12 protein-coding genes are annotated in these 13,667 nt (G+C 38.5%); 10 read left to right on the forward strand and 2 right to left on the reverse strand.

The window, feature by feature from the left end:
* Positions 1-8 precede the first annotated feature (8 nt).
* Genes AAG186_RS01330 through AAG186_RS01340 form a run of 3 tightly spaced genes read left to right on the forward strand, consistent with a single transcriptional unit; the run spans position 9 to position 2,025 of the window.
* Positions 9-1,133, forward strand: coding sequence for an SPFH domain-containing protein (locus AAG186_RS01330; protein WP_342621863.1), 1,125 nt, complete (start codon positions 9-11; stop codon positions 1,131-1,133).
* Positions 1,126-1,479: a hypothetical protein gene (locus tag AAG186_RS01335; protein ID WP_331836752.1), complete on the forward strand. Its 354-nt coding sequence runs from the start codon at positions 1,126-1,128 to the stop codon at positions 1,477-1,479. The genes AAG186_RS01330 and AAG186_RS01335 overlap by 8 nt, the downstream gene beginning before the upstream one ends.
* Positions 1,480-1,482: 3 nt before the next feature.
* Positions 1,483-2,025: a hypothetical protein gene (locus AAG186_RS01340; protein ID WP_125164120.1), complete on the forward strand. Its 543-nt coding sequence runs from the start codon at positions 1,483-1,485 to the stop codon at positions 2,023-2,025.
* 29 nt (positions 2,026-2,054) lie between these two features.
* Here AAG186_RS01340 and map read toward each other — a convergent pair whose 3' ends face one another.
* Positions 2,055-2,807: a type I methionyl aminopeptidase gene (gene map, locus AAG186_RS01345; RefSeq protein WP_125164121.1), complete on the reverse strand. Its 753-nt coding sequence runs from the start codon at positions 2,805-2,807 to the stop codon at positions 2,055-2,057.
* Positions 2,808-3,173: 366 nt separating this feature from the next.
* On the opposite strand from map, the gene AAG186_RS01350 reads away from it, so the two are divergent.
* The 5 genes from AAG186_RS01350 to AAG186_RS01370 all read left to right on the forward strand — a co-directional run bounded on the left by AAG186_RS01350 (position 3,174) and on the right by AAG186_RS01370 (position 7,271).
* Positions 3,174-4,004 (forward strand): PRD domain-containing protein, encoded by an 831-nt coding sequence (locus tag AAG186_RS01350; RefSeq protein WP_200542512.1) that lies wholly within the window; start codon positions 3,174-3,176, stop codon positions 4,002-4,004.
* Between the two features lie 18 nt (positions 4,005-4,022).
* On the forward strand, positions 4,023-4,694 hold the full coding sequence (locus AAG186_RS01355) for an N-acetylmannosamine-6-phosphate 2-epimerase (RefSeq protein WP_161636964.1): 672 nt from the start codon (positions 4,023-4,025) through the stop codon (positions 4,692-4,694).
* A complete protein-coding gene (locus AAG186_RS01360) occupies positions 4,694-6,193 on the forward strand; it encodes a PTS transporter subunit EIIC (RefSeq protein WP_161636965.1) in 1,500 nt (499 codons plus the stop codon). The genes AAG186_RS01355 and AAG186_RS01360 overlap by 1 nt, the downstream gene beginning before the upstream one ends.
* A gap of 63 nt (positions 6,194-6,256) precedes the next feature.
* Positions 6,257-6,727 carry a PTS glucose transporter subunit IIA gene (locus AAG186_RS01365; RefSeq protein WP_161636966.1) on the forward strand — a complete coding sequence of 157 codons (471 nt, stop codon included), beginning with the start codon at positions 6,257-6,259 and terminating at the stop codon, positions 6,725-6,727.
* 124 nt (positions 6,728-6,851) lie between these two features.
* Entirely contained in the window at positions 6,852-7,271 is a 420-nt protein-coding gene (locus AAG186_RS01370; protein ID WP_125164124.1) for a hypothetical protein, read from the forward strand.
* A gap of 81 nt (positions 7,272-7,352) precedes the next feature.
* Here the strand turns inward: AAG186_RS01370 and AAG186_RS01375 are convergent, their stop codons facing one another.
* Positions 7,353-8,423, reverse strand: a complete 1,071-nt coding sequence (locus AAG186_RS01375; protein ID WP_342621864.1) for an endonuclease/exonuclease/phosphatase family protein — start codon at positions 8,421-8,423, stop codon at positions 7,353-7,355.
* Positions 8,424-8,652: 229 nt separating this feature from the next.
* Between AAG186_RS01375 and AAG186_RS01380 the strand changes: the two genes are divergently transcribed.
* Positions 8,653-8,853, forward strand: a complete 201-nt coding sequence (locus AAG186_RS01380) for a cold-shock protein (RefSeq protein ID WP_003775691.1) — start codon at positions 8,653-8,655, stop codon at positions 8,851-8,853.
* 233 nt (positions 8,854-9,086) lie between these two features.
* Positions 9,087-13,559 carry a S8 family serine peptidase gene (locus tag AAG186_RS01385; RefSeq protein WP_342621865.1) on the forward strand — a complete coding sequence of 1,491 codons (4,473 nt, stop codon included), beginning with the start codon at positions 9,087-9,089 and terminating at the stop codon, positions 13,557-13,559.
* Positions 13,560-13,667: the final 108 nt, after the last annotated feature.

The raw sequence follows: 13,667 nt of genomic DNA on the forward strand, positions 1-13,667 counted from the left end.
GGCTTATTATGGCATTAATTGATATCGTTAAATATGAAGGAAATCAAGATATCTTCGCTTGGAAATATCCAGGCGATGAACTCACAACATTTACACAACTTATTGTGAATGAATCACAGGCGGCAGTTTTATATAGAGAGGGCGTTGCCTATGATGTTTTTGAAGCAGGAAGACATACCTTAGATACCGCAAACATTCCGCTTCTAAATAAAATCGTCAACCTACCTTTTGGTAAGAAATCGCCATTCAAGGCTGAAGTATGGTTTGTTAATAAAGCACATACACTTGATATTAAGTGGGGAACAACATCACCCATTCAAATTCAAGATCCTAAGTATGGGATCTACGTGCCTTTAAGCGCATACGGTCAATTTGGAATTACGGTCAACGATCCAAAGGCATTTCTCATAAAGCTTGTTGGAACGTTAAAAAGTTTAGGTCGTGATGAAATTATTAACTATTTTAGAGGGTTTTATAACACGCATGTGAAAGATGCAATTTCTACCTACCTTGTGGAAAAACGTATTACCGTGCTGGAGTTGAATGCATATCTTAAAGAACTTTCAGAATACGTTAAAGAACAAATGCAGCCAACATTTTCTGAATATGGAATTGAACTCTTAAATTTCTATATTGCGGATATCAGTGTTCCAGATACTGATGCTGCGGTTATGCGTCTTAAAGAAGCACTTTCAAAACGTGCTGAGATGGATATTGTTGGATACGACTACAAACAGGAGCGCTCTTTCGATACATTGGTAGGTGCTGCGCAAAATGAAGGAAGTTTGGGTAGTGTTATGGGTGCTGGAATGGGACTAGGTCTTGGCGCAGGTCTTGGTAAAACGATGAGTGAAACCATGGGCACGCTAAGTGTTGATGTGGATACGTCGTGTCCTCATTGTGGTGCGAAAGTCATGGACTCGGATAAGTTTTGTGGGACATGTTCCGAAATGCTTAATCATGAAGAAAAACAATGTCCTGGATGTCATGCAGACCTCAAGGATGCTTCGCAAAAATTTTGCCATGAGTGCGGAATCCAACTCCAAAAACAATGTCCATCATGTGACGCACTGTTAACAAATAATGCGAAATTCTGTGGATCATGTGGAAAGAAGGTTGATGACCATGAATAAAAACTATAATATCATCGGATTAATTACCGTGCTTGCGACGATTTTGATTGGATATCTCAGTGGGATGATTACCGAGATATCGTTTATCTGGATTTTAACTACTGAGGTTGTTTTCTTTTTAATCACCGGGTTTGTGGGTACGATGAAGTCAACATTCTTAAAAAGCAGTGTCACGACCATCACAGCACTCTATGCGCTCTTATCAATCAGTTATACACTTATCGTAGCATTTCTTATTCATCAAGCAGACCAAACCCTTTTAATTGGTCAAATTGTGATTCATGCACTTCTTATCATCTTACTTTTAATTGTTAAGCATAAAGCTGATCGCTTGGAAATGAAATAGACTATGCAATTTAAAAAAATAACTATTAACCCCAAAACAAGACTTTATCAACGCAAAACAGGACGTTTAGTGTGGGGTGTTGTGCTGTTTTTCTTTGGACTTTTCGGATTGGTCACGGAAGTGCAAGATGCATACCGATATGATTACAGTGGAATGATTCTTGGTGTTGCATTTATGTTTGGTGGCTTGGCGATGGTTTATTCCGCAACCAAATCAAACTTAAACTTAGAACGATATCTCGCATACAATCAACTTATCTTTAAAAAAGGAATTTTTTCGATTGATACCCTTGCGCGATCAATGGATCAAACATATCAAGAGACTTTACAAGATTTAGATCAACTTGTACGAAAAGGTTATCTTCAAGATATGAGTGTTAATCGTGATTCAAAAATGATTGAAGGTTTATTTGTCTCAAATTATAAAGCGCGCGTCCAGTCGAAGATGATTCGCTGTCCTGGGTGTGGTGCTTCAAATGAAGTAATCCAACATGAAACCATTCCTTGTGAATATTGTGGACGTAAATTAAAATACACAGATGCATAAAAAAACGTTCGGGCTGATGCCGGAACGTTTTATTTTTGTTTGGTTGTAATGAAGGGACCATCTTTCGTAATGGCGAAAGTATGTTCATATTGACAGCTAAGACATCCGTTATTGGTACGGGCAGTCCAGCCGTTATCGTCTAATTTCGCATAAGGTGTGCTCTCATTAACAATCGGTTCTACCGTAATCACCATGCCTTCTTTGAGCTTAGCACCTGTTCCGTAAACACCGACAAAAGGAACCATGGGCTCTTCGTGAATGGTAGGACCCAGCCCGTGTCCTGAAAAATCCAATGACATCTTATAACCGAATTGTGTGATGTATTCATCCATGGCTGCACCGATATCACCAACACGATTGCCAACTTGGGCTTGTTCGATGCCGATGTAAAGTGCTTTTTCAGTAACTTCCATTAATTGTTTTACTTCTGGACTTGGATTATTTCCAACACAGTATGCCCAACATGAATCGGAAAGAAATCCATTAAGATCAACACAAAAGTCTACCTTAACGAGATCGCCATCTTTCAATTTTTTATGGGTAGGAAAGCCGTGACACATTTCGTCATTTACACTACAACATGTTGCGTATTTATAACCTTCATAACCGATTTGGGCAGCAACGCCACCGTTGTCCTCAATCATTTTTTGTACAAATTGGTCGATATCATGTGTTGATATTCCTGCTTTAATAAAGTCTCGTAAAGCCTCATGAATGGATGCGAGTAATTGACCGGATTGATACATACCGTCAATTTCGCGTTTTGATTTAATCGTAATCATAGATACTCCTTTTTTACTTATATTTCTATTATACGCTTAATTTGAAATAATTAAACCGCGTGGCAAAACGGCGCGTTGTGATATCTTGGTGATAAATTTGATAAAAAATGATAATTAATTTAATATATGTATAGAAATGGAAGATATTCCGGTAATGATTTTCAACAATGTGAAATTTTAAATATATTTTACAAACTCGTTGATTTTGTAAGGGATTTCGGCTATAATCCATATGCGTGCAACTATATTTCGCATATAGGCATTAGCGACTCGAAATTTTTTTCGTGAGCTCTTGTTTTCAGCGAGGATAGTTGTTTTTTTTGTTGCAGGAGCTCTAGTGTAATCCAGGAAGAAGGAGATGAACGTATGAAGAATCAGTTCAAAGTAGTTCGAGCATTCACCCATAATATTGTCTTTGCCCAACTTGATAAGTATGACTATATCTTGATTGGTAAGGGCATCGGCTTTGACGCTAAGAGCAAAGCGGTCATCGATGAGGAATCTGTCACAAGTTTTTACCGTATTCAAGATTTAGATAAAATGAGTCAGTATGAAAAGATCGTTATGAACACGGATGATCACGTATTGCTCGTTACGGAAGCGGCAATTGCTTATGCGGAAAAAACCCTTAATTATAAATTTGATGAATCGATTCATATCTCATTACTCGATCATATTAATTTTGCGATTTATCGTTATCATAATCGCGTTAAGATGAGCAACTTCTTCACCGAGGAATACTATCTTATGTATTCTGAGCTTTATGATATTTCAAAACATATGGTTGAAATGATCAATGCCGAATTGGATGTAGAACTCCCTCATTCTGAGGTTGGCTCGGTAATTCTCCATTTACATGCTGCCATGCATCAAGGTAAGGTTTCAAACAGCGCCTTTTATGCTCAGGTGATTACTGCATCCGTCGACTTTATCAACAATCGTATTCCAGAAGAATTCACTCAAAATAGTGTGGGAAAAGCACGTTTAATTACACACCTCAAATTTGCATTTAAACGTTCAGAAGATAATGTAACCCTTACGAATCCATTGATTGATATTCTACGTGAACGGTATTGTGAAGCCTATGAAATCTCTGAAGATCTTGCATTAATGCTTGATCAAGAGTTTAATATTCAACTTCCTGAATCAGAAATTGGTTATATTGCACTACACATTTACAATTTACAACACTCTTAGTGTTGAGGAGGTTAGATTATGTTAGAAGCTGTGAAAGGCGGACTTATTGTTTCTTGTCAAGCACTTGATGGGGAACCGTTACAAAGCTCGATGATTATGGGTCGTATGGCGATTGCTGCAAAGGCAGCAGGTGCTGTAGGGATTCGAGCTCAAGGGGTTAATGATATCAATGAAATTAAAAAGATGGTAGATTTACCGGTCATTGGTATTATTAAGAAAAACTATGAAGGCAGTGAAGTGTTCATCACTGCAACACATCAAGAGGTTGAAGCACTTCTTGAAACGGAATGTGAAATGATTGCACTTGATGCAACAAACCGTGTTCGTCCCATGGGCGTGAAAACGGAAGACCTCGTCAAACAAATTCATGATGGTGGACGTCTTGCAATGGCAGACTGCTCAACTCTTGAAGAAGTCATCGAGGCAGAACGTATTGGTTTCGATTGTGTTTCATGTACACTTGCAGGCTACACATCGTATTCTAAAAATGTTGATGGACCGGATTTTGAACTGGTAGAGAAGATGGTTCAATCGGTAAAGGTTCCCGTAATTGCGGAAGGGAAAATACATTATCCCGAGCAATTAAAACGTATTATGGATTTAAAGGTTCATAGTGCTGTTGTAGGGGGTGCCATTACCCGTCCTCAAGAAATTGCGACACGCTTTATAGAAGCGATTAAGGAGAAATAATGTTTAAACAACTACAAAAAATTGGTAAATCATTTATGTTGCCAATTGCAATCCTTCCAGCTGCTGGATTGCTCTTAGGGATTGGTGGAGCACTATCAAACCCAAATACTGTAGCAGCTTATCCATTTTTAAATCAACCAATCTTACAGGCTGTATTCCAAGTTATGTCTGCAGCCGGAAGTACTGTATTTGGAAATCTTGCATTACTCTTAACAATTGGTCTTTGTGCAGGTCTTGCGAAAAAAGATAAAGCAACAGCGGTTTTAGCGGGTGTTGTTGGTTATCTTGTCATGAATGGAACCATGACGGCGCTTCTTGGGATTTTTAGTCCTGAAGGGGCAGCGATTGATACTGGTGTTATTGGTGGTATTGTAATCGGTAGTGTTGCGGTATATTTCCATAACCGATACCACAATATTCAATTGCCACAAGTTCTTGGATTCTTTGGAGGATCCCGTTTTGTGCCAATTATTACTTCATTTGCAGCAATTTTTGTAGGAGCCGCATTCTATCTTGTTTGGCCTCCCTTCCAACAACTTCTTGTAAGTTGCGGTGATTTTATTGCTACTTTAGGTCCTATCGGAACATTCCTTTACGGATTCTTAATGCGTTTATGTGGTGCTGCAGGGCTTCACCACATGATCTATCCAATGTTCTGGTTTACAGAGCTTGGTGGTGTTGAAGTTGTAAATGGTGTTTCTGTAGCGGGTGCTCAAAAAATATTCTTTGCGCAACTTGCAGATCCAAACCATGTCGGTCTTTATACACAAGGAACGCGATTCTTTGCAGGTCGTTTCGCAACGATGATGTTTGGTTTACCTGGAGCATGTCTTGCAATGTATCACTGTGTACCGAAAGATAAAGCCAAACAATATGGTGGTTTATTCTTAGGTGTTGCACTTACATCATTTATTACAGGGATTACAGAACCGATTGAATTTATGTTCTTATTTGTATCTCCAGTCCTTTATGTAATTCACGCGTTCTTAGACGGTGTATCCTTCTTAATTGCGGATGTTCTTCGTATTTCAATTGGGAACACATTCTCAGGTGGATTTATTGATTTCTTACTCTTTGGAATCTTACAAGGGCAAGCTAAAACACACTGGCTCTATGTCTTACCAGTAGGGGCACTTTGGTTTGTAATTTATTACTTTGTATTCAAGACATATATCTTGAAATTCAATGTACCAACACCAGGTCGTGGTGAAGATGAGGCAGCTCCAGAAGCAGCGGTTACAACGAAAGATTCATTAAAAGATGACTCCATTAAGATTATTGAATATCTTGGTGGTCAAGAAAATATTGAAGATGTTGACGCATGTATTACACGTTTGCGTGTAGCGGTAAAATCTCAAGATAGCGTAAACAAAGAAGGTTTAAAAGCACTTGGTGCTACGGATGTACTTGTGGTTGGAGATGGCATTCAAGCGATTTATGGCGCGAAAGCAATTCTCTATAAAAATAATATTGTTGATATCTTAGGTATTGACGAGTAGGTTTCGTTACTAACATAAGTACGAGTTTGAACAGAATTTTTAAAATATAAATGGAGGTTCACCATGTTTGAACGATTTAAGAAAAAAGAAGAAACAATGAAAGCATTTGGAACTGGAATTGCACGTTCATTAACGTCGGTTCCAGATCAAGTCTTTTCTCAAAAAATGATGGGTGATGGTTACGCAATCGAACTTACAGATGGTGAAATTGTTGCGCCAATGAGTGGAGAGGTTACGATGATTTTTCCTACAGGTCATGCATTCGGTATTCTAACGGATTCAGGGCTTGAGGTTCTCATACACATTGGTATTGATACGGTAGAATTAAAAGGTGAAGGATTTCATGCTGTAGTACAACAAGGTGATAAGGTGAAACAAGGCGATGTCTTAACGCATGTTGATATCGACTTTGTGAAAGCACAAGGCAAATCCTTAGTAAGTCCTTTTATCTTTACATCAGGACAAACCATTACACTTCATAAAGAAGATGAAGCTGTTGATCCCTCAACAGCAGACCTTCTCACAATTCAATAGATAATATACAAAACACGTTTCATCGACAATCGTTGAAACGTGTTTTTTTTGTATAAAAATATCACACGTTCTTAACTAAAATTTCGTGTTAACTTTGTATAATCTTACAAAAAGGAGGGTCATGATGAGAACGTTTAAACGACCTCTGACACGTGTTTTAAACAGGTATCTTCTAAGTGCTCTAATAATCTTTGTTTTTTTAAGCGTGCTTACATTGATCCTTCAAAACCAAACACGCCTTGATTGGGCCAATGTTTTAGGCATCTATGTATCTCTTGGTGGGGTTGTCTCTATTTTGTGTATTTACTTTATTATTCTTAAGGATGCCATTCGATTTGAACTGGATGATACCCGTATTATTTCGTACCAACTCTTTCGTGTCAAAAAACGTTATGATTTTAATGACTATCACATTACTGTACAGGATTCAGAAATGACGCTCCGCTTTGAAAATATGCATACCTTTAAAAGTGACGTGATTCATTGCCAACCGTTAGGTCATGCTGTATTTAAGAAATTAGTCGATCATTTACCCCATGATTAAAGATAAGACAATTGGATGCAATCGTATGCTTGATCCAAACGTTGGTCCTAGTAAAAAACGTAACCGTATGGCTACGTTTTTTTATTTTAACTTAAAGGTCATGGATACCGGGTTGTGATCGGAATGTTCAAAGTTAAGTGTTCCATGTCCAATTGTTTGCTTGATTTCAATATTATCCGATACGAGGAAACCATCAATGACTGCGGTAAAGGTCTCTTGAGGACGGTAAGCCTTATCGACGGCCCGTACCGAAGGATTTGTAGGGTCTACACCCCAATGATACCCTTTGGGGGCAAAGTCGTCAGGAAGCTTCATAATCCAATCTGGATAAGCATCCGTCCAACGAAATTGTTGTGCATCCGTTGTCGGTAACTCATGATTAAAGTCACCACCTAAAATAACGTAATTTCCCTGAGCATACTCGGTTTCAAGCACATGACGCATTTGGGCAAGTTGTTGAACACGGACTTTACCGCCTTCATCAAAAGCAGAGAAGTGAGCGTTAATAAGAACGAGTTCTTTACCGTTATCCGTTGGATAGCGCGTCATACTAAATGCTCGTTTTAGATCAAATAATTGTTTAATTATTGGTTCTTCTCCATCGAAACGATAACGTTCAGAAAGCGTTGGAACGGATTTTGAAAGGGTTACAATACCACTTTCTGCTCCACCCATTGGATGTGTAAAAGGAACCGGTACGTATTTCACTTTGTAATTGGGAGCATAAATACCGTTGTATTCGGTTTTACGCAACAATTCATACTGATTAATGTCATAACTGCGATTACCGGATAAATCAACTTCTTGAAAGAACGCAAAATCAGGATCTTGCTTGATGAAGAATTGATTGATCGCATCCATATTTGTCATCACTTCATCGTAGGAATCAGCCCCAGCTTTACTTCCGCCATCCATAAAGAAGTCTTGATCTTTTCCTAAAGCACCATAGCCAATATTATACGTTAAAATTGAATAGAGTTTATCCGTTGTAATCGTGGACTGGTGGGTTCCCTGATCAATCTCGAGTTGAATGCGCGGCTCAGGCTTATAATCGGTAACAAAAGCATAGGTTATAAATCCACCCAGCACAATTAGAACAATCAGTAAAAAAGCTAAGACCACTTTGATTATTAATTTAAATAGATTCTTCATAGGCATCCTCATTTCTATAGATTAATTTTACGTTAGATTGTTGGAAGCAACAAGATAAATGGATGAAACTTTTAAATATGGGATTTTGGTGAGAAATGAATAAGTTTAAATGTTTAGTAGTAATTGGGAAGATGTTGTGATATACTTTAGAAGTTATAAGATACTCATTGCAATTGTGTGAACAAGGTAAGCATGACCTTCTTAATTAACTAGAACTGGAGGCATACTTATGGAATCAGGAAAAGTAAAATTCTTTAATGCAGATAAAGGTTTTGGATTCATCATTACTGACAGTGGAAAAGAAATTTTCGTACACTACTCAGGAATTATCAGCGATGGTTTTAAAACTTTAAATGACGGTGATGTTGTTACTTTCGATATTGAAAGTGATACACGTGGTGATAAAGCTATCAACGTTAAAGTTGCTTAATTAAAACATTATCATCTAACTCTCGGAAACGAGAGTTTTTTTGTGTCTTTAAAGAGACATTTTTTGTTTTATATGGGCAATGTTGTACTTAAATTTCTCTGAATTTGATATAAAATCACGCGATTTTTGATGATTTTGGAAACTTTCTTAAATCTTAACCTATCAAAAAATAATTCATGTATTATAAAAAAAAGAAAATAATAAATACTATATATAAGGATAGCGGTGATTTTATGAAGAAACGATTTAAAGCGATGATGCCCATAGTTCTTTCACTTCTTTTAGTGATTACAACCGGCACAAATATCCGTGCAAATGACGAAGGAATTGGTGCAGAACTCACACCAGTGGATGATATATCGATCGTTCAAGCGATTCTGGAAGAAGAAGCGACGGATGTTGAAGAGGAAGCATCTGAGGTTTCAGTTGATCCCAGTGACCCAGTCGATATTATCGTAGAACTGGAAGCACGACCAATTTTAGATTACGAAAATGAGATCCATAGGGTTGGTAGTTTAGGGGCGTTTTCAGAAACCAAACAAGCTCAAGACCTCGAAGAAAACTTAATCAAATCTCATGACGTTGTAGTTGATAAGATTTCTGAAGTGATTCAAAAGGATGTGGAAGTAGAACGTAATTTTACGCGGGTTATGAATGGTTTTTCTCTGAGAGCATCCTTGGATGATCTTAATTTAATAAAAGATATCGAGGGCGTTAAGAGTGCTTTTGTCAGTCAAACCTATGACATTCCCGAACCACAAATGGTTGATAGTAATCGTACCATTGGTTCGGATACCGTTTGGACGCAATCACACTACAAAGGTGAGAATACAGTGGTAGCGGTTTTGGATACGGGTCTTGATACAGGACATCCTGCCTTTGCGGTAGCACCAACACAATTTAGAATTAATAAACAAAAGATCCAAACGGTTTTAAATAATAAAAAACTCAAGGCGACAGCCAATACACCCGGACTTACTGTAGATCATGTTTATATCAATGATAAAGTTCCATTTGTTTATGACTATGCCGATAACGATCCGATTGTTGATCCGAGTGCGCATAATTATGGACGTTTAGCCCATGGAACTCACGTTGCAGGAACTGTAGCGGGAAAAGATCAAGCAGATTTTAGAGGCGTTGCACCGGAGGCGCAACTCATGATTTTTAAAGTGTTTAGCGATAAAGGCGGTGGGGCCAGTGATATTAGCTTGGTATCGGCATTGGAAGATTGTGTTTATTTAGGCGTTGATGTCATTAATATGAGTTTGGGTAGTGATGCGGGGTTTATGCATGATGCCTACAAGCCTACAAACGATATGTATAATCGTATTCGAGATAACGGTATTGTCCTTGATGTTGCGGCAGGAAATGCCATGTCCGCTTCTGAGAAAAACTTATATGGGAATGATTTAACGCTTGCTTCAGATCCCGACCACGGTATTGTTGGGAGTCCGTCAACGTATGCGTCTCCGGTATCTGTAGCAAGTGTGAATAATACGAAATATCGTCCGGGAAGTAAGACCGTTGATCCAACTCAAGTCACCCTTTCTGGTTTCTCCAGTATCGGGACAACCCCTAACATTAGTATTAAGCCAGAAATTTCAGCGCCAGGGGCATGGATACGTTCCGCGATGCCCCGATTAAATGGACGTAATTATGATGAGATGTCCGGAACATCCATGGCAACACCGCATGTTGCAGGGGCATCCGCATTAATGAAACAATACTTAAATGATAAATTTGGAAGCCTTACCAACATTCAAAAGATGGAACTTACCAATAATCTATTGATGAGTACCGCCCATCCGATTGTACAAAAAGATGGTGCGCCCCAACCGGTTCGAAAACAAGGGGCAGGGATGATGGATATTAATGCTGCTATTAAGACCCCAGTTTATTTAAGTGTTGATCCCAAGCAAAATCATGATGGCTCCAATCGCCCTAAAATCGAATTGGGAGATGACCAAAACAAAACGGGTAATTATACGTTAAAATTTAAAGTTACCAATATCGGAACACAAGCCGAAACGTATCAAATTCAAGAAAAAGTGAGTGTACCCGCAATCAAACGCAGTATCATGGATGATCATCGCGAACGTGTGTTTATGACGGATGATAACCGAAGTGCGGATGTAACACGTTCAGGATCTACATCGGTGACGGTAAAGCCGCAGGAAACAAAGGATGTATCGATTACCGTTCAACTTACCCAAGCTGAAAAAAATCGACTCAACCAGGAATTTGAAAATGGCACGTATGTGGAAGGTTTTGTACAACTCACGCATGCCAGTCATCCACAAATCAGCATTCCATTCTTAGCGTTTTATGGTGATTGGGAAAAGCCACCCCTCTTTGATCATGCCGCGGAATATGAGATGGGTGTCCGTGCAAGTAACTATGCACACCGTTATCGTTCTGACAAAATGCCCATGGGTGGTAATATTTTTGATCGTCGGATGATTCATACAAATCCAAGTCGTTTTGTACTCTCTCCAAATGGAGATGGCTTGTTTGATAAGTTGAATGGAATTAATTTAGGTCAATTAAGAAATGTTGAATCCATGACCATGGAAATTACCAACAAACAAACAAAACAGGTCATTATGAAAGAAGAACGTCCAAATATTCGTAAAACCTTCTACAACAATACCTATGGAAAACAAGTTCCAAACATCCTTTTCTGGCCTTTCTCAACGTTTACAGGCCTAGATCAACATAAAAATCCGCTCCCAGAAGGTCGCTATGATTTAAAAATCAGTGCTGATTTGGGATATCGTAAAGGAATTGATCAAGAACTTGTTCATACAATTCATATCGATCATACAAAACCGGTCATTCCACAAGATAAAATTAAGTTTACAGAAAAAAATGGAACGGTGATGATGCATGTGGAAAGCAGTGATAATACATTTTTAACGCAAACTGCCCTTTATCCTGTTTATAATGACAAAGTCCAAGTAAACCGTCCGCTAAAGAAACAGTATACACCCTATGATCTTGTATCCCGTCATGCCTTTGATGTGGATGTGACGAATTTAAAAGGTCAAGAAGTTGTGATATCCGCAGTTGATGCCGGAATGCTTGAATCCAATTATAAAACTGTGGTACCCGGCACACCCAAACCACACCTTAAAGTGGATGAGTTTAAAATAAAAGTGGGTGAACAAATTCAACTTGAACCAGGTAATTTTAAATGGCAGACACCAACGTTTGAATCGGAAGATCGTGATGTTGCGGGTGTGAATGATAAAGGACTTGTAACGGGCATTAAACCTGGAGCGACTTTTATTAAAATCCAAGATAAAAATGGCATTGATCTTGTTGCACTTATCGAAGTATTTGAAGAAGAATCGCTGAAACTTCAAATGAAGGTTGGAGAAAAACGTAAACTTGTATCTTATGAGTTAGAGGGAACACGTACCTTTGATTCGGATGCTCCACACATTGTTTCAGCTCTTGATACGGGCGAAATTGAAGCCCATCAAAACGGTAAAGCAAAAATTACGGTTCAAAATGCGTATGAAAAATTAGAGTATGAGGTTGAAGTTGTGGATCAACCACAATACAAACCAACGCTAAGCTTTGAGAAAAACGTCTACGAAATTAATTCGGGAACGGTTGTTGCTCCGAAATTTACAATAGAAAACGATGATCCAAGCAATCCTGAAGTTGTAACACGATTACTTACAAGCAACGAGGAACACGTGAGCATAGCCGGCCTTAAATTTACAGGGGAGCATGCTGGTGAAGCTGCAGTCATTGCGGAACTTAAAAATGGAACACGAGCCGTTGCGAAAGTAAAAGTAGGGGGCTTGGATATGAAAAAATTAGATATTCTAATCAGTCAAGCATCCAATTTAAATGCTGCCGATTACACCCAAACTTCCTTTACGAACTTAATGACCACACTTCAAGAAGCGAAAACACTTCGCAATCAAAAAGGGATTGATCAAAATCTTATTGATAATATGGTCGACAAGCTCAAACAATCCCTGAACCAACTTGTTTTGGTCATTAAAAACTTACCGAGTTCAATGGACGTTGAAGTAGGGAATACCTTTAAACTCAGTCCGAAACCAGCTCAAGGAAAATGGATTTGGGATGAAGCATATCTTGAAGGAACACCTCAAAATAATGGTCAGGATATGATATTTAAAGGGCTTAAAGAAGGTCAAACGGACATCCGTTATCGCACTAAAGATGGTGAAGAACAATCCGTCGCGGTTACGGTTAAAGCCAAACCGGAACCCATAGAAATCGATCCAGTTGTTCCCACAAATCCAATCGATCCCGAAAATCCCAAAGATCCCGTAAAACCAAAAGATCCCGTGGATCCCGTAAAACCAAAAGATCCTGTAGATCCCGTAAAACCAAAAGATCCCGTGGATCCCGTAAAACCAAAAGATCCCGTAGATCCCGTAAAACCAGCGGATCCTGTAGACCCAATAAAACCAAAAGAACCTGTAGATGGGGGATTAAAACCAATTGACGATTTGAAAAAACCAATTATTAAACCCAAAGATCCTGTTTCACCACCATCACGTGATGAAGGTGTCAAACCTGAAAAACCAGTAGTTCATTTTGGTATCGCAAGTGAATCTTTACCGCAAACAGGTATTACACCTCAATATCGTGGTTATACACTTTTAGGATTAGGTCTTGTGTTACGAATTATAAGTGATAAAAAGAATCACATAAAATAACAATCATGATGTTTTACTAAAATTTACACCAAATTCATCACAACAAGTCCTCAATATGTTATTCTAATCATAGTCTGTAATAGACATAATATAAATAGGAGGACTCTA

Origin of the sequence: Erysipelothrix sp. P66, from assembly GCF_038682365.1 — a bacterium.
GTDB classification, from domain to species: domain Bacteria; phylum Bacillota_I; class Bacilli_A; order Erysipelotrichales; family Erysipelotrichaceae; genus Erysipelothrix; species Erysipelothrix piscisicarius.